The 15,820-nt window shown below is 69.9% G+C and carries 15 protein-coding genes; 7 read left to right on the top strand and 8 right to left on the bottom strand.

The window, feature by feature from the left end; translation table 11 throughout:
- A partial coding sequence (locus CEK65_RS04520; protein ID WP_255424495.1) for a leucine zipper domain-containing protein occupies positions 1-123 on the bottom strand: 123 nt, incomplete at its 3' end.
- Between the two features lie 66 nt (positions 124-189).
- A complete protein-coding gene (locus CEK65_RS04515) occupies positions 190-870 on the bottom strand; it encodes a recombinase family protein (protein WP_226980471.1) in 681 nt (226 codons plus the stop codon).
- Between the two features lie 36 nt (positions 871-906).
- On the opposite strand from CEK65_RS04515, the gene rimO reads away from it, so the two are divergent.
- Positions 907-2,313 carry a 30S ribosomal protein S12 methylthiotransferase RimO gene (gene rimO / locus CEK65_RS04510; RefSeq protein WP_152180910.1) on the top strand — a complete coding sequence of 469 codons (1,407 nt, stop codon included), beginning with the start codon at positions 907-909 and terminating at the stop codon, positions 2,311-2,313.
- A 42-nt stretch (positions 2,314-2,355) separates the two neighbouring features.
- Here the strand turns inward: rimO and greB are convergent, their stop codons facing one another.
- Entirely contained in the window at positions 2,356-2,862 is a 507-nt protein-coding gene (gene greB, locus CEK65_RS04505) for a transcription elongation factor GreB (RefSeq protein ID WP_017911327.1), read from the bottom strand.
- 108 nt (positions 2,863-2,970) lie between these two features.
- Between greB and CEK65_RS04500 the strand changes: the two genes are divergently transcribed.
- Positions 2,971-4,410 carry a rhomboid family intramembrane serine protease gene (locus CEK65_RS04500; protein ID WP_152180909.1) on the top strand — a complete coding sequence of 480 codons (1,440 nt, stop codon included), beginning with the start codon at positions 2,971-2,973 and terminating at the stop codon, positions 4,408-4,410.
- Positions 4,411-4,471: 61 nt separating this feature from the next.
- Here CEK65_RS04500 and CEK65_RS04495 read toward each other — a convergent pair whose 3' ends face one another.
- A complete protein-coding gene (locus CEK65_RS04495; RefSeq protein ID WP_152180908.1) occupies positions 4,472-5,752 on the bottom strand; it encodes a hypothetical protein in 1,281 nt (426 codons plus the stop codon).
- Positions 5,753-6,000: 248 nt separating this feature from the next.
- Here CEK65_RS04495 and nudK point away from each other — a divergent pair, with 248 nt between their 5' ends.
- The gene (gene nudK / locus CEK65_RS04490; RefSeq protein WP_017915167.1) at positions 6,001-6,603 is read left to right on the top strand and encodes a GDP-mannose pyrophosphatase NudK; all 603 of its coding nucleotides are present in this window, start codon (positions 6,001-6,003) and stop codon (positions 6,601-6,603) included.
- Between the two features lie 129 nt (positions 6,604-6,732).
- On the opposite strand, the gene CEK65_RS04485 is transcribed toward nudK, so the two are convergent.
- Positions 6,733-7,185: a GFA family protein gene (locus CEK65_RS04485; RefSeq protein ID WP_152180907.1), complete on the bottom strand. Its 453-nt coding sequence runs from the start codon at positions 7,183-7,185 to the stop codon at positions 6,733-6,735.
- Positions 7,186-7,243: 58 nt separating this feature from the next.
- Positions 7,244-8,749 carry a helicase HerA-like domain-containing protein gene (locus CEK65_RS04480; protein WP_152180906.1) on the bottom strand — a complete coding sequence of 502 codons (1,506 nt, stop codon included), beginning with the start codon at positions 8,747-8,749 and terminating at the stop codon, positions 7,244-7,246.
- A gap of 335 nt (positions 8,750-9,084) precedes the next feature.
- Between CEK65_RS04480 and CEK65_RS04475 the strand changes: the two genes are divergently transcribed.
- Positions 9,085-10,683 carry a transglycosylase SLT domain-containing protein gene (locus CEK65_RS04475; RefSeq protein ID WP_017915164.1) on the top strand — a complete coding sequence of 533 codons (1,599 nt, stop codon included), beginning with the start codon at positions 9,085-9,087 and terminating at the stop codon, positions 10,681-10,683.
- A gap of 427 nt (positions 10,684-11,110) precedes the next feature.
- On the opposite strand, the gene asd is transcribed toward CEK65_RS04475, so the two are convergent.
- Positions 11,111-11,956 (bottom strand): archaetidylserine decarboxylase, encoded by an 846-nt coding sequence (asd, locus tag CEK65_RS04470; protein WP_152180905.1) that lies wholly within the window; start codon positions 11,954-11,956, stop codon positions 11,111-11,113.
- On the bottom strand, positions 11,953-12,603 hold the full coding sequence (locus CEK65_RS04465; RefSeq protein ID WP_010340523.1) for an SCO family protein: 651 nt from the start codon (positions 12,601-12,603) through the stop codon (positions 11,953-11,955). The genes asd and CEK65_RS04465 overlap by 4 nt, the downstream gene beginning before the upstream one ends.
- Before the next feature lie 79 nt (positions 12,604-12,682).
- On the opposite strand from CEK65_RS04465, the gene prmB reads away from it, so the two are divergent.
- The 3 genes from prmB to CEK65_RS04450 are packed head-to-tail and all read left to right on the top strand — an operon-like array spanning position 12,683 to position 15,750.
- Complete coding sequence (gene prmB / locus CEK65_RS04460) at positions 12,683-13,609, top strand: 50S ribosomal protein L3 N(5)-glutamine methyltransferase (RefSeq protein WP_043092583.1); 927 nt, start codon at positions 12,683-12,685, stop codon at positions 13,607-13,609.
- Between the two features lie 10 nt (positions 13,610-13,619).
- Positions 13,620-14,723 carry a chorismate synthase gene (gene aroC / locus CEK65_RS04455; protein WP_152180904.1) on the top strand — a complete coding sequence of 368 codons (1,104 nt, stop codon included), beginning with the start codon at positions 13,620-13,622 and terminating at the stop codon, positions 14,721-14,723.
- Positions 14,716-15,750 (top strand): D-glycerate dehydrogenase, encoded by a 1,035-nt coding sequence (locus tag CEK65_RS04450; protein WP_152180903.1) that lies wholly within the window; start codon positions 14,716-14,718, stop codon positions 15,748-15,750. Before aroC ends, CEK65_RS04450 begins: the two co-directional genes overlap by 8 nt.
- Positions 15,751-15,820 lie beyond the last annotated feature (70 nt).

The following is a 15,820-nucleotide window of genomic DNA, read 5'->3' as shown; positions in this document are numbered from 1 at the left end:
TGTACGCACGCTGACCCCGGCGGCATGCGCCGCCTCCTCCACGCGCAGCCCATGAACAAGGATGCGATCCACCAGCAGGGCTCGACCGCGAGGGCTCAAACGGGCATGTTTATGCAGGTTCATCCGGGGCTCCTGGGGCTGGGTTGGCTTGGTAACCCCCATCTTCCAGAGATGCCCCGGATGAACAACCTACTGAGAGATCACATCTAGACCCTCAGCGTCGAGGACCTGCATGATGCGCAGTCCACCTGCCCCTTGGACGTACAACGCCACGGCTCTGCGCACGGCCGCGACACGCTCGGGGACTAGTTCCCAACCGTTGTTAGGCCCGCCTGGCACTTCGTGCAGCCATTCGGGATCGTGCCCCTGGCGGATCCGGCCGCGATACGTCCCGGCCTGCCATCCCTCGCACAACCAGCGTATGCTCGCCTTGACCCGCTTGCTCTTGGTGTCGCTCTCTTCGTGGGCGCGGATCATCAGCAAGAGGCTGTAGACGAGGTCCATGGGGTTCGCCTTCAGTCGCTCCCTGCTGTAAGTCTTGCCGTCGCTGGCGGTGACTACCGTGATGCCGGCATTTACAATCTGGGCCAGTTGCGCCTGGGCCTGGATCGGCTCGGCGCGCGAAAGCCGGTCGAGCCCTTCGACCACCAGCACCGATCCCGCCTCGATCCGCCCGGCCTGTACCGCCGCCAGAAACGCCCCGAGCGCTCCTGACGTCACGTGCCGCTGGTGATAGGCTGACAAGCCTTCATCCAGCATCGTGAGCTTATTGTCCAGCTGCAGACCGTGTTCTGCCGCCCATTTTGACGCGTACGCCTCCTGGCGCTCGCGGCTATGGCCGGCTGCCTGGCTTGGGTCGGAAAAGCGCATGTAGCTATAGACAAGACCACTCACAGTTCACCCCACATGACAGAAACAACTTCACAGGCGGCCCGCCAGCCGCGTATAGGTATGGTAAGCCTTGGGTGCCCGAAGGCCCTTGTCGATTCCGAACGCATCCTCACCCAGCTGCGCGTGGAGGGCTATGCGATCGTGCCCAGCTACGACGCGGCCGACGTGGTGGTGGTCAACACCTGCGGCTTCATCGATTCGGCGGTGGCCGAGTCGATGGAGGCGATCGGCGAGGCCATGGCCGAGAACGGCAAGGTCATCGTCACCGGCTGCCTGGGCAAGCGCTCGGAGCAGATCCGCGCGGCCTATCCGGACGTGCTGGCGGTGTCCGGTCCGCAGGACTACCAGAGCGTGATGGAAGCGGTGCATGCGGCGCTGCCGCCGCGCCACGACCCGTTCGTGGACCTGCTGCCGCGCGCGCGGGGCGCCGAGGACGACATCGGGGTCAAGCTGACGCCGCGGCATTACGCCTACCTGAAGATCTCCGAAGGCTGCAATCACCGCTGCAGCTTCTGCATCATTCCGTCGATGCGCGGCGACCTGGTGTCGCGCCCGGTCGACGAGGTGTTGCGCGAGGCCGAACGCCTGGTCAAGGGCGGGGTGCGCGAGTTGCTGGTGGTGTCGCAGGACACCTCGGCCTACGGCGTGGACCTGAAGTACGCCGAACGCGAGTGGCGCGGCCGCAGCTATCAGACGCGGATGAAGGCGCTGTGCGAGGGGCTGTCGGAACTGGGCGCGTGGGCGCGCCTGCATTACGTGTATCCGTACCCTCACGTGGACGACGTGATCCCGCTGATGGCCGAGGGCAAGCTGCTGCCGTACCTGGACATCCCGTTCCAGCACGCCAGCCCGCGCATCCTCAAGCTGATGAAGCGGCCGGGCGCGGTGGAGCGCACCCTGGAGCGCGTGCAGCGCTGGCGCGCGCTGTGCCCGGAAATCACCCTGCGTTCGACCTTCATCGTCGGCTTCCCCGGCGAGACCGACGCCGAGTTCGAGCAGTTGCTGGATTTTCTCGACGAAGCGCAGCTCGACCGCGTCGGTGCGTTCGCCTATTCGCCGGTGGAAGGCGCCAGCGCCAACGCACTGCCGGATCCGGTGCCGGAGGAACTCAAGCAGGAGCGGCTGGCGCGCTTCATGGAACGGCAGGCGGCGATTTCCGCCGCGCGCCTGGAAGCCAAGATCGGCACGGTGCAGGAGTGCCTGGTCGATCTGCTGGAGGACGGCATCGCGGTGGCGCGCTCCAAGGCCGATGCGCCGGAGATCGATGGCCTGGTACATATCCAGAACGGCGGCGAGCTTGGGCTGAAGCCGGGCGATCTGGTGCAGGTGGAGATCACCGACAGCGACGAGCATGACCTGTTCGGCGATGGGCTGCCGGCGCAGGCGTCTTCGGCAACGCCGCTGGATCTGCGGCTGCTCTGACGCTGCAGGCGGCGGCATGCGTGGCGCCACGGCGCCGCGCGCTCACGGCGCGGCGTAGTCCACCGCCACCACCACGAAGCTGTGGCGGCCGCCGGGCAGCTGTGCTTCCACTTCGTCGTCGACGCGCTTCTTCAGCAGCGCACGCGCCAGCGGCGAATCGATGCTGATCCAGCCGCGCGCCGCGTCGGTCTCGTCCGGGCCGACGATGCGGTAGCGGCGCAGTTCGCCGCTGTCGGCATCCTCCAGTTCGATGTGCGCGCCGAAGAACACCGCCTGCGGGTCGGACGGCGCCTCGGCGACCACGCGCAGCGCTTCCAGGCGCTTGCTCAGGTAGCGCACGCGTCGGTCGATCTCGCCCAGTTGCTTTTTGCGGTAGGTGTACTCGGCGTTCTCCGAGCGGTCGCCCTCGGCCGCGGCCGCAGCCAGCGCCTTGACCACCTCGGGGCGGCGCACCCGCCACAGTTCCTCCAGCTCGGCCTTGAGCCGGGCATGGCCTTCCGGGGTGATCAGGGCGGTGCTTTTTTCGGCAGGGGGACGCCAGCGGCTCATCGGTGCGACTGCGGTGGAACGGGGTGGCGATGCTAGCGCGTGCCTGCGGCTTGCGCACCCGCGGACGATGGCCGAAGCTGGCGCCGCCCCGCACATGGACGTTCTTCGATGTTGATCCTGCCGCTGCACAAGCCGCTGTCGCGGGACAATTTTCCGTTGGTCACGCTGCTGCTGATCCTGCTCAACATCGCGGTCTACGTCGGCTGGCAGCGCCAGGACGCGACGCCGTTGCGGCAGGCGCAGCGCTACTACACGGACTCCGGACTCGGCGCGCTGGAAGCGCCGGCCTACGCGCGCCATCTGGAACGCAGCGGTCAGCGCGAGGCGTTGGCGCAACTGCAGCAGGTACCGGCAGCGGAGCGGACGGCCTTCGTCGGCGCCGCCACTGTGCACGACGTGAGCTTCGTGCAGGCCATGCGCGACGGCAGCGCCTTCGCGGATGCCGCTGCACAGCAGGCGTGGACGCCGCTGCGCGCGCGTTACGATGCGTTGCTGCAGCGCGTGTTCACCTTGCGCCATGTGCAGCGCAGTTCGGAATGGGCACCGGCGCGCATGCTCAGTGCTGCGTTCCTGCATGCCGACGCCATGCACCTGCTCGGCAACATGCTGTTCCTGCTGGCGCTGGGCACCTTGCTGGAGGGCGCGATCGGCGGCTGGCGGTTCCTGGCGGTGTACCTGCTCGGTGCGTTCGGTTCCAGCGCGGCCAGCCTGTGCTGGCGATGGGGCGAGGCAGGGGCCGGCCTTGGCGCGTCCGGTGCCATCGCCGCGCTGATGGGTGCGTTCTGCGTGGTGTGGGGACGGCGTCCGGTGCGCTTCTTCTATTGGGTGGCGGTGCTGTTCGACTACGTGCGCGCGCCGGCCATCGTGCTGTTGCCGCTGTGGCTGGGCTGGGAGCTGTACAACCTGCTGTGCAACGGCGATGCCGGCATCGGCTTCGACGCGCATGCCGGCGGGCTGATGGTCGGCGCGCTGCTCGGTGCCGTGCTGGTGGCAACCGGGCAGACGCGCGAGGCCTTCCTGCGCGACGATGACGGGATGCCGGCCGACGACCGCTGGGACCGCGCGCAGGCGCATCTGGGTCGGATGGAACACGTCCAGGCCGGCGCGCTGCTGGAGGTGCTGGCGGCGGAGGCGCCGCAGCGCTTCGATGTGGCGCTGGCGCGCTATCGCCTGGCCGCGAACGCCGGCCAGGTCGCGACGGCGCGGCTGCGTGCGTTGGACGTGCTGCGCCTGGCGGCGCCGTCCGTGCAGGAGGCGCAGCAGCAGGCGGCAGTGCTTGCCGCGGCCGGCGATCTGGATGCGTCGACGCGCGCGGCGTTGTTCGCGCGCTGGATGACGCTGGGGATGCTGGCCGAGGCCGAGGCATTGCTGGCGCAGGATGCGGCCTCGCCGCGCGAGCAGCAGGCACAGGCCTGGTTCCGGCTCGCGCTGGGCCATGGCGAACGCCAGGCCACGGCGGAGTGGCGACGCGTGCTGCAGGCGCTGGTCGAGCGCTACCCGGACCTGCCGCAGGCGGACAAGGCGCGGTTCCTGCTCGCCAACGCGTGAGGGCGCGGCCCGGTACCGAAGCGGGGCATGTTGGCGCGCCCCGCACCGTGCGCGACGCGCGCTAGACCGGCGCGATCGTCACCGCGCGCAACGCCGCCTGCAGCTTGCCGCGTTGCACCTGGTCGTCGCAGCGGCTCAGCGCGTGTTCCAGCAGGCCGCGCGCCTGCGCGTCCTCGCCGAAGCGTTCGGCCAGCAGCAGGGCGGCCTGTAGCGACCAGATGCTGTGTTCCGGTGCCTTCGGCCAGGCACGCAGCGCGGCCTGCAGGCCGTCGGCGGCGAGCCGGAACTGGCCGGCCAGCTGCGCGCGTTCGGCCAGCAGCGTGGCCTGTTCCGGCAGCAGCGGTACGAAGTCGGGATCTGCATCCAGCGCCTCGCGCTGCAGGGCCAGTGCCCGCCGTTCCTGCTTCTCCTGCAGCAGCCGGTGGATGTACTGGCGGGTGTGCTCGCGGCGTTCGTCCTGGCGCGCACTGCCGCGCAGCAGACGCTGGTACAGCTCGTGCACGCCCAGGCTCACCGCGCGGGTGCGCACTTCGCTGCGCAGCACCTGCAGCGCGTCGTCGGTATGGCCGTCGCGCACCAGCTGTTCGGCCTCGTCGAGTACGCGCTGGTCCGGGTCGTGGCGGGTGAAGCCGCTCGCGGCGTCGGCGGCAGGTTCGTAGCCCAGCACGGCGTGATACTGGTAGACCAGATAGCCCATCAGGTGGAAGGCGGCGAACAGGCCCCAGATCGTCACCACGGTGACCGCCAGGTCGGCGACCAGCGGCGGCAGGACGCGCTGCAGCCAGGCGGCGGCGCCCAGCGCGCTGGCCTGGATCACGAACAGCAGGCCGAACGCGGCCAGGTACGGCCAGCCGATGCGCAGCGCCAGGCCGATCGACACCGCCGGGTTCAGCGCGCGGCGCAGGCTGCCGTCCATCGCCAGGGAAATCAGGATGCCCGGCTGCAGCAGCACCACCGCCAGCAGCATCAGCAGGCCGCCGACCGGCCCGGTCAGCAGCAGCGCGGCGAACACCGCGACGCCGAGCAGGATCATCATCGCCAGCAGCCGCAGCACCACGCCGTCGCCGATGTCGAAGCCGCGTTCCGGCGCGTCCAGGTAGCCGTCGGCGGTGTGCCGCAGGATCTCGAAGGCGTATTTGTAGATGGCCAGGGTGGTGACGATGCCCAGGATCCAGCCGATGCCGGGCAGCATGCCCAGCAGGCTGCACAGGGTCAGCGCGATCAGCGCGTACAGCGCGCCGCCGCGCAGCGGATACAGCGCGATGGCGCGGGTGCGCGCCCAGAACGGTTCGGGTGTGCTGCGGTGTACGCGGCTCGCGCCCGCGCGACGACGGTCTTCCATGACGCCCCCTGTCTACGAAGTGTGACGATTGTGCGGGTCGGCTGCGGCGCACGCAATCGGGAGGCTGGCTGGGGCGGCGGCGCGATGCGGACGGCGGCACCGAGGGAGTGTGGTCGGTTGCGCAAAGCGCACCCCGTGCCGGCGCGCAGGTGTGCGTGCTGGCTACACTGCCCGGTCGAACGGCGGCAGAGGTGTGGCGGGTGCCGCGCCTGCGGCCTGCCGTGATCCCTTGTCCCTTGGAGTTTCGCTTGGACCCTTCCTTCGTTTCCGGCAACCCGCGCGTGCGCGTCACCAACATCGAAGTGCTGTCGGACAACTGGTACGTGCTGCGCAAGGTCAGCTTCGATTTCCAGCGTCACGACGGCAGCTGGCAGGCGCTCACGCGCGAGGCCTACGACCGCGGCAACGGCGCGACCATCCTGCTGTACAGCCGCGCCAAGCGCACGGTGATGCTGACCCGCCAGTTCCGTCTGCCGACCCTGCTCAACGGCAACCCCGACGGCATGCTGATCGAGGCCTGCGCCGGCCTTCTCGATCGCCACGATCCGGAGACCTGCATCCGCAAGGAGACCGAAGAGGAAACCGGCTACCGGATCGAGAACGTGCGCAAGGTGTTCGAGGCGTTCATGAGTCCGGGTTCGGTGACCGAGCGGCTGTACTTCTTCGTGGGCGAGTATGTCGACCGCGACAAGGTCGGTGCCGGCGGTGGCGTGGCCGCCGAGGGTGAAGAGATCGAAGTGCTGGAGCTGGCGCTCGATGCCGCGCTGGCGATGATCGACACCGGCGAGATCGCCGACGCCAAGACCATCATGTTGCTGCAGTACGCCAAGCTGCACGGTTTGCTGGCCTAGCGTCGCTTTATCGGTTTTTGTCTCTGCGGGTGGTATCGCCAGGATCGAAGGCCGCGCCCAACCGCGAATCCAGCGTTCTGAACGCTGCGCCTGCCGATCGCCGGTGACGACGGTGTGCGGCAGGCATGCTCAGGTGTCAGCGATGACCCATTGCACGTCCGGCACCCACGCCTGCCGCCATCGGGCCATTTTTGCCTCGGCGTCCAGCCATTGTGGGGACACCGGTGCTGCGGCCCCCAACGCCGGCGTCTTGTTCAGACAGCCGGCATTGACGGCACCGTAAAGCCGCCCCTGATGCTCGAACGTGACCGCGACCAGCACCCCGCACTGGCGGCACAGCTGGAATTGCGCGGCCTCCGCACCCTGGCGATAACGATGCACGGCCTCGGCATGCGTGGCCGTCAGTCGCAGCGTGCCGGCGGGATCGGAAACGTAGGCCGCACCATGCTTCTGGCAGAAGCTGCAGTCGCAGGCGCGCGGATGGATGTCCTCGGCCGGTTGATACGTCGAGAACGCGACGGTCAGGCAGCCGCAGTGGCAGCTTCCCTGGAGCGTTGTCGGCTTGTCTGCCGGCGACATCATTGCAAGGCGCTCATCGCGTTCCTGTCCATGCTGGAGCTTCCTCTGGCGTCGGCTGCGCTCAGCGCTTGCCGCCGAAGATGCTGCCGAAGATGCCGCGCACGATCTGCTGGCCGATGCGGTTGCCGATGGTGCGCGAAGTCTGCTTGGCCATCGCCTCGAGCATGCCCTGGCGGCGCTTGGTGCCGAACACCGCGTCCTTGACCGCCTGGCCGAAGCCGCTGTCCTGCGCTTCGTCCTGTTCGCGGGTGCGTGCCGGCGGCGCGGCGCTGTGGTCGGCGCTCTGCTCGACCCGGCTCGCCAGCAGTTCCGCCGCCGATTCGCGATTGACCGGCGTGTCGTAGCGGCCGCCGACCGGGCTGCCGGCGCGCACCTGCGCGCGCTCGGCGTCGGTGATCGCGCCCATGCGGCAGCGCGGCGGGGCGATCAGGGTCTGCTGCACCGGTGCCGGCACGCCCTTGTCCTGCAGCGTGGACACCAGCGCCTCGCCGGTGCCGAGCTGGGAGATGGCCTTGGCCACGTCCAGCTTGGGATTGGCCACGAAGGTTTCGGCGGCGGTGCGCACCGCCTTCTGGTCGCGCGGCGTGTAGGCGCGCAGCGCGTGCTGCACGCGGTTGCCGAGCTGGCCGAGGATGCTGTCGGGCACGTCGTCCGGAAACTGCGAGCAGAAGTACACGCCCACGCCCTTGGAGCGGATCAGCCGCACCACCTGCTCGATGCGCTGCACCAGCGCCGGCGGCGCATCGTCGAACAGCAGGTGCGCCTCGTCGAACACGAACACCAGTTTCGGCTTGTCCAGATCGCCCACTTCCGGCAGCCGCTCGAACAGTTCCGACAGCAGCCACAGCAGGAAGGTCGAGTACAGGCGCGGCTTGAGCACCAGTTGCGCGGCGGCGAGGATGCCGATCACGCCGCGACCGTCGTGGTCGACCCGCATCAGCTCGGCCAGGTCCAGCGCCGGTTCGCCGAAGAAGCCTTCGCCGCCGTCCTGGGCCAGGCGCAGCAGGGCGCGCTGGATCGCGGCGACCGACTGCGCGCTGACCAGGCCGTACTCGGTGGAGATGTCCTTGCGCTCTTCCACCACCAGTGCCAGCAGCGCACGCAGGTCGTCCAGGTCGAGCAGCAGCAGGCCGCGGTCGTCGGCCAGCTTGAACACGATGTCGAGCACGCCGGCCTGGGTGTCGTTGAGTTCCAGCACGCGCGCCAGCAGGGTGGGGCCCATCTCGCTGACGGTGGTGCGCACCGGATGGCCGAGCTGGCCGTACAGATCCCAGAACAGCACCGGGTTGGCGGCCGGGGCGTAGTCGGCCACGCCGATCTCCCGGGCGCGCTGCAGCACCTTCTCGCTGCCGTCGCCGGGCATCGCCAGGCCGGCCACGTCGCCCTTGACGTCGGCCAGGAACACCGGCACGCCGATGCGCGAAAAGCCTTCGGCCAGCGTCATCAGGGTCACGGTCTTGCCGGTGCCGGTGGCGCCGGCAACCAGGCCGTGGCGGTTGCCCAGGCGCGGTTGCAGCAGCACTGCGATGTCGTCGGTCACGCCTTTGCCTAGCAGGATCGGGTCCATATCGGGGTCCGCAATGAGATGCCCGGATTCTAGAACGTACGCGGCGTGGCCGAACGCGTGCGCGCTACCGCGGGCGCGCTGTGCCGGCCTGCAACTGCCGGCACTCCCGGCCAACCGCGGCCTTTGCGAGGCGTGGTCGTTCGCGGGTGCGGCACCGGCGTGGCGGACGACATCGGTGGCGCGGGAGCCAGCGCGCGCGGTACTTGTGTTGCGGTGCGGGATGGTCGCCGGCGATGAACCCTGGCCCCGCCGCGGGCCGGACCCTGGCCGCCGCGACCTTGCCGCGATGCGACGGCGGGGGCTACCCTGCGGCCTTTCCGTCGCCGCGTCCCACCATGCCCCTTCCGTTCCGCTTCACCCATGCGTGGCCCGTCGCGGCTGCCGTGGCGCTGACCTGCACCGCTCCTGCCGCCCAAGCCCGCGTGTCCGCCCGCGACCAGGCCGCCATCGCCGTCCTCGACCAGCGCCTGGCCGCCGCCGAGAAGCGCTACAACGACGCCCTGGTGCTGGTCGGCAACAGCGACCCCAAGGGCACCCAGGAAAGCGACGCCGCGCTGGAGGACATCGAGGACGTGATCCAGGCCTGCATCAAGCAGCGCGGCTGCGAGGTGGGCACCTATCTGGGCGCGTACAAGCGCCTGCTGAAAGCCAAGGCCGACGCGCAGGGGCAGGCCAGCGACACCGATGCCGCCGACGACGACTCGGCGCCGCTGCAGGCCGACCCCGACCACATCAGCCCGCTCGCCGCCGACGTGCCGGAAGCCGCGCGTGCGGCGCGCCTGCTCAACGACAAGCGCCACGCCTTCGATTCGATGGTGGAGTACAACCCGGCGGTACAGGCCGGCATCCGCCGCTGGCTCACCGACATGCGGCCGGCACTGATGAGCAGCTACGAGAACTACCAGAACCTGCGCGCGATCATGTGGCCGGAGTGGGAGAAGCGCGGCCTGCCGGAAGCGCTGCTGTTCGGCATCATCGCCAAGGAGTCCAACGGCCGCGTGCACGCCAATTCGCGGGTGGGCGCGGCCGGGCTGATGCAGTTCATGCCGGCCACCGGGCGCCGCTTCGGCCTGGGCCCGGACGGTACTGGCTTCGACACCCGCTACGATGCGCGCAGCGCCGCCGAGGCCAGCGCGGTCTACATCAACGAGCGCATGGCCGAACTCAATCGCAGCGTCGAACTGGCGCTGGCCGGCTACAACGGCGGCGAAGGCCGCGCCGCGCGCGTGTTCAACCAGATGCCCGGTCGCAGTTTCTGGGACGCGTCGGTGTACAACCAGTTCCCGGCCGAGACCAAGGACTACGTGCCGATGGTGATCGCCGCGGCGTGGATCTTCCTGCACCCGCAGCAGTACGGCGTGGCCTTCCCCAAGATCAATGCGCAGCCGGCCACGCTGCGTCTGGCCAAGTCCACCACCATCTACGAACTGACCATCTGCCTGGGCAGCGACGGTACCCGCGACGGCTACATGCGCGCGCTGCGCAACCTCAACCCGCGCTACGAGCCGGACGGCTGGATCCCGGCCGGGGTGACCATCAACGCCACCACCAAGATCGTCGGCCTGTACAACCGCTACTGCGTCAGCGGCCCGCGCGCCGACCTGGCCCGTGCGCTGATCACCGCCGACGTCACCTCCGCCGTGCGCAGCGGCAGCCCGGCGCCGGCCGCCGACCTTACCGGCAATGTCGCGGTGGGCGACGTCAGCCCGGTCGCCGGCGTGCCGACCACGGTGGCCACCGGCCGTCCCGCGCCGGCCAAGCCCAAGCAGAAGCAGGTGCGCAACTACCGCGTGGCCAAGGGCGACACCCTGGGCCGGATTTCCGACCGCCACGACTGCGACCTGAAGGAGCTGGCCAAGGCCAACGGCCTGCGCGCCCCGGGCTATGCGCTGAAGCCGGGCCAGTCGCTGAAGTTGGTGGGCTGCGAGAAGTAGGGGCGCAGCCGCTCCCTTCTCCCTCCGGGACCATGGCCCCCTTTTCGGGGGAAGGTGGCGCGCAGCGCCGGATGAGGGTGCGGCTGCCGCAGTGTTGGGCGTGTGGCTTTTCGGTCATCCATCGCGGACGGATCGTCTGTCACCGTCCATGCGTCGGGACTGAAGTCCCTCCCACAGTGGGTGCCGTTGTATCTCGCGGGTCGCTAGCTGAAGCTCCGGCCGCGAGACCCGAGCGCGGCCCATCCCTTCTCCCCCTGGGGGAAGGTGGCGCGCAGCACCGGATGAAGGTGCGGCTGCCGCAATCTTGGGTGTGCGGCTTTTCGGTCATCCATTGCGGGTTGGCGGTCTGTCACCTTCCATGCGTCGGGACTGAAGTCCCTCCCACAGAGACACGCCCCGCCAAGGGCCGCAGTGCGGCCCTCGCACCTCAGCGCACCAGCCGCGCCAGCGCCTGCCCCAGCCGCACCGGCGATTCCGCTTTCAGCGCCGGGTCGAACGTGACCACGCCGGGCGGCAGCAGCACGATCACCGTGGAGCCGTAGTTGAAGCGCGCCATCTCCTCGAACCGCTGCAGGGTAATCCCCTTGCCGCGCCAGTCCTTGCGGGTGATGCGGTCGGCGTAGCGCGGGATCTCCACGCCGCTCCACACCGTTTCCACGCCGGACACCAGCAGTGCGCCGACCATCACCGAGACCATCGGGCCGAAGTCGGTGTCGAAATGGCAGACCAGGCGCTCGTTGCGCGCGAACAGGCGCGGCACGCTGCGCACCGCGTCGGTGCCGACGCTGAACAGCCGCCCCGGCACGTGCACGGTTTCGCGCAGGGTGCCGGTCCAGGGCATGTGCACGCGGTGGTAGTCGCGCGGCGACAGGTACACGGTGGCGTACAGGCCATTGGCGAACGGGGCCGCCGCGGCGTCGTCGCCGAGCAGTTCGGCGGCGGTGAACGACTGCCCCTTGGCCTGGAAGATGCGCCCATCCTCGATCCGGCCGAGCTGGCTGATGCGGCCGTCGGCCGGCATCAGCAGCGCCTGCGGATCGGGATCGGCGACGCGCGCGCCCGGCTTCAGCGCGCGGGTGAAGAAGGCATTGAAGGTCGGGTAAGCGGTCGCGTCCGGTTGTGCGGCCTCGCTCAGGTCCACGCCGAAGCGGCGCACCACCGTGTCGATCAGCCACTGCTTCAGCCCGGGCCGCGACGAATAGGCCAGGCGCCGCGCCAGCGAGGACAGCAGCCGGTGCGGCAGCACGTAGGTCAGGCGGGTGGTCAGGCTCATGGGGCGGTGGCCTTGGTCAGGGCCTGCAGGTCGGCGGCGATCGCCGCGGCATCGAACGGCGGGCGGATCAGCCCGGCCTGGCGGCCCTGCGGGTCGAGCACCGCGATCGCGGCGGAGTGGTCCATGCTGTAGTCGTTCGGGTTCTCGGCGTAATGCTTGCCCGGCACCTTCTGGAACACGAAGCCCAGCGCGGTGGCGAAGCGCTCCAGCTCGGGCACGTCGGCGGTGGCGGCGATGGTGTCCTTGTGGAAGGCGTGGGCGTACTCGCCCAGCCGCGGCAGGGTGTCGCGCTGCGGGTCGACCGAGACGAACAGTACGCGCGGGCGCAGCGTGTCCGGCAAGGTCTCCCATTGCTTCTGCGCGCGCGCCAGGTCGGCCAGGGTGGTCGGGCACACGTCCGGGCAGGCGGTGAAGCCCAGGAACACCAGGGTCCAGTGGCCCTTGAGCTCGCCCGGCACCAGCGGCGTGCCGTCGGTCTGGCGCAGGTGGAAGTCGGGCAGGGGCCGCGGCTGCGGGTACATGCGCACCGTGCGGGTCTCCGGCCAGGCCGGGGCGGCGCTGCCGCCGAAATACTTCTGGGCCAGCAGCAGCCCCAGGCCGGCGGCCAGGGCAACCACCAGGACGATGCCGAAGGTGCGGTTGAACATACTGATTTCCCATGCAACGAACGCTCATCATAGCGGCCGGGCCTCTATAATCGGGGGCCGAATTGCCTTGCCTGTTGCCATGACTGCCGACGCGGCCGCCGAACTCCACACGATCATCGACCTGATCCGCTACGGCACCAGCCGTTTCAACGCCGCCGGGCTGAGCTTCGGCCACAGCTACGACAACGCCCTGGACGAGGCCACGCAACTGGTGCTGCACGCGCTGCACCTGCCGCACGACCTCGGCCCGGCCTACGGCAGCGCGCGGGTCACCACGCCGGAGAAGGCGCAGGTGCTGGCGCTGTTCGAGCGCCGCATCGCCGAGCGCATCCCCGCCGCCTACCTCACCGGCGAGGCCTGGTTCGCCGGGCTCAGCTTCAAGAGCGATGCGCGCGCACTGGTGCCGCGCTCGCCGATCGCCGAACTGATCGAGGCCGGCTTCGAGCCGTGGCTGGCCGGCCGCCCGGTCGAGCGCGCGCTGGACCTGTGCACCGGCTCGGGCTGCATCGCCATCGCCATGGCCCACTACAATCCGAACTGGCAGGTGGACGCGGTCGACATCAGCGACGAGGCGCTTAGCCTGGCCGCCGAGAACAAGGAGCGGCTGCTGGCCGACAACGTCGAACTGGTCAAGTCCGACCTGTTCGCCGGGCTGGGCGGGCGCCGCTACGAACTGATCGTCACCAATCCGCCCTACGTCACCCACGCCGAGACCGACGCGCTGCCGCCGGAATACGCGCACGAGCCGGAGCTGGGCCTGCGCGCGGGCGACGACGGGCTGGACCTGGCGCTGAAGATCCTGCGCGACGCGCCGGCGCACCTGAGCGAGGACGGGCTGTTGATCTGCGAGGTCGGCGAGTCCGAGCGCGCACTGGCGCAGCTGCTGCCGGAAGTGGACTTCGCCTGGGTCGAGTTCAAGGTCGGGCAGATGGGCATCTTCGCGGTGGAGCGCAGCGAATTGATCGCGCATCACGCGCGCATCGCCGCGCTGGCCGCGGAACGGTGACGCAAGCGACATGAGCGCGAACAGTTTCGGCAAGCTGCTGACCGTCACCACCTTCGGCGAATCGCACGGGCCGGCGATCGGCTGCGTGGTCGATGGCTGCCCCCCGGGGCTGGAACTGGACGCCAGCGAATTCGCCCACGACCTGCAGCGCCGCGCCACCGGCAAGAGCCGGCACACCTCGGCGCGACGCGAAGCCGATGCCATCGAGATCCTGTCCGGGGTCTACGAAGGCCGCACCACCGGCACTCCGATCGGCCTGCTGATCCGCAATACCGACCAGCGCAGCAAGGACTACACCGACATCGCCCGGCAGTTCCGCCCGGGCCATGCCGACTACAGCTACTGGCAGAAGTACGGCATCCGCGATCCGCGTGGCGGCGGGCGTTCGTCCGCGCGCGAAACCACCATGCGCGTGGCCGCCGGCGTGATCGCCAAGAAGTGGCTGGCGCAGCGCTACGGCGTGCGTGTGCGCGGCTACCTGTCGCAGCTCGGGCCGCTGCTGCCGCAGGGTTTCGCCTGGGACGCGGTGGAGGACAACGCGTTCTTCTGGCCGCATGCGCCGCAGGTGCCGGAGCTGGAGGCGTACATGGATGCGCTGCGCAAGTCCGGCGATTCGATCGGCGCGCGCGTCACCGTGGTCGCCGACGGCGTGCCGGCGGGCTGGGGCGAGCCGATCTACGGCAAGCTCGACGGCGAATTGGCCGCGGCGATGATGAGCATCAACGCGGTCAAGGGCGTGGAGGTCGGCGACGGCTTCGCCGCGGTGACCCAGAAGGGCACCGAGCACCGCGACCTGATCGCGCCGGACGGCTTCCAGTCCAACCACGCCGGCGGCGTGCTCGGCGGCATCGCCACCGGCCAGCCGGTCGTCGTCTCGGTGGCGTTCAAGCCCACCTCCAGCCTGCGCCTGCCCGGGGCCACGGTGGATGTGGACGGGCAGGCGGTGGACGTGATCACCACCGGCCGCCACGACCCCTGCGTCGGCATCCGCGCCACCCCGATCGCCGAGGCGATGATGGCGCTGGTGCTGATGGACCAGGCGCTGCGCCACCGCGCGCAATGTGGCGACGTCGGCACGATCACGCCGCGCATCCCCGGCGGTGGCGATGGCTGAGTCGCGGCCGCGGGTGTGGGTCAGCCAGCCGCTGTTCGACGATGTCGTCGCACGGCTGGGCGAGTATTGCGCGCTGACCACCACCGCGGACGTGACCAGGTATTCGCCGCAAGACCTGGCGCAGGCGCTGGCGCCGCTGGACGGCGCCCTGGTCACTCTCAACGAACGCATCGGCGCCGCCGAAATCGCTGGCGCGCCGCGCCTGCGCGTCATCGCCAACGTCGGCGTCGGCTACAACAATCTGGACCTGGACGCGCTCAGCGCGGCGGGCATCGTCGCCACCAACACGCCCGACGTGCTCACCGAGACGACCGCCGATCTCGGTTTCGCCCTGCTGATGGCCGCCGCGCGCCGCGTCGGCGAGGCCGAGCGCTGGCTACGTGCGGGGCAGTGGCAGCAGTGGTCGTTCCAGACCATGCTCGGCGCCGATGTCCACGGCAGCACCCTCGGCATCCTCGGCATGGGCCGCATCGGCCAGGCCATCGCGCGCCGCGCCGCCGGCTTCTCGATGCGCGTGCTGTACCACAACCGCAGCCGCCTGCCAGCCGAGGTGGAGCGCGCGCATCGCGCCGAGTACGTCGGCTTCGACGATCTGCTGGCGCGCGCCGACCACCTGCTGCTGGTGCTGCCGTACAGCGCGCAGTCGCACCACATCGTCGACGCCGCCGCACTGGCCAAGATGCGGCCGACCGCGACGCTGGTGAACATCGCTCGCGGCGGCCTGGTCGACGAGATCGCACTGGCCGACGCGCTGGCCAACGGGCGCCTGGCCGCGGCCGGCCTCGACGTGTTCGAAGGCGAGCCGGCGATCCGTCCGGAGCTGCTGGCGCTGCGCAACGTGGTGCTGACCCCGCATATCGGCAGCGCCAGCGTGGCCACGCGCCGCGCGATGGTGTCGCTGGCGGTGGACAACCTGCTTGCCGCGCTGGGCATCGGCGCCGACGCCGGGCGCCCGCCCAACGCGCTGAACCTGGACGCGATCGCCGCGGCCGGCGGCGCGCGGGCGATTGCGGACAAAAAACGATAGGGAGCCTGCGGCGCCGCGCGCGACGCGCACGGCAGGTTCCCCGAATCCACCTGGCAGTGCGGCTGTTCCT

It is taken from the genome of Xanthomonas sp. LMG 12459, assembly GCF_009192905.1.
In the GTDB taxonomy this organism is placed as follows: domain Bacteria; phylum Pseudomonadota; class Gammaproteobacteria; order Xanthomonadales; family Xanthomonadaceae; genus Xanthomonas_A; species Xanthomonas_A sontii.
The sequence above is the reverse complement of the archived record's forward strand: the minus strand, read 5'-3'. Positions and strand labels throughout refer to the sequence as shown.

Bases quoted from the DNA above. Each gene is read 5' to 3' on its own strand.
- CEK65_RS04515 (WP_226980471.1), bottom strand. From the start codon at position 870: ATGCGCTTTTCCGACCCAAGCCAGGCAGCCGGCCATAGCCGCGAGCGC.
- CEK65_RS04480 (WP_152180906.1), bottom strand. From the start codon at position 8,749: ATGGACCCGATCCTGCTAGGCAAAGGCGTGACCGACGACATCGCAGTG.
- greB (WP_017911327.1), bottom strand. From the start codon at position 2,862: ATGAGCCGCTGGCGTCCCCCTGCCGAAAAAAGCACCGCCCTGATCACC.
- CEK65_RS04485 (WP_152180907.1), bottom strand. From the start codon at position 7,185: ATGATGTCGCCGGCAGACAAGCCGACAACGCTCCAGGGAAGCTGCCAC.
- CEK65_RS04465 (WP_010340523.1), bottom strand. From the start codon at position 12,603: ATGTTCAACCGCACCTTCGGCATCGTCCTGGTGGTTGCCCTGGCCGCC.
- prmB (WP_043092583.1), top strand. From the start codon at position 12,683: ATGACTGCCGACGCGGCCGCCGAACTCCACACGATCATCGACCTGATC.
- CEK65_RS04500 (WP_152180909.1), top strand. From the start codon at position 2,971: ATGTTGATCCTGCCGCTGCACAAGCCGCTGTCGCGGGACAATTTTCCG.
- asd (WP_152180905.1), bottom strand. From the start codon at position 11,956: ATGAGCCTGACCACCCGCCTGACCTACGTGCTGCCGCACCGGCTGCTG.
- CEK65_RS04450 (WP_152180903.1), top strand. From the start codon at position 14,716: ATGGCTGAGTCGCGGCCGCGGGTGTGGGTCAGCCAGCCGCTGTTCGAC.
- aroC (WP_152180904.1), top strand. From the start codon at position 13,620: ATGAGCGCGAACAGTTTCGGCAAGCTGCTGACCGTCACCACCTTCGGC.
- rimO (WP_152180910.1), top strand. From the start codon at position 907: ATGACAGAAACAACTTCACAGGCGGCCCGCCAGCCGCGTATAGGTATG.
- CEK65_RS04495 (WP_152180908.1), bottom strand. From the start codon at position 5,752: ATGGAAGACCGTCGTCGCGCGGGCGCGAGCCGCGTACACCGCAGCACA.
- CEK65_RS04475 (WP_017915164.1), top strand. From the start codon at position 9,085: ATGCCCCTTCCGTTCCGCTTCACCCATGCGTGGCCCGTCGCGGCTGCC.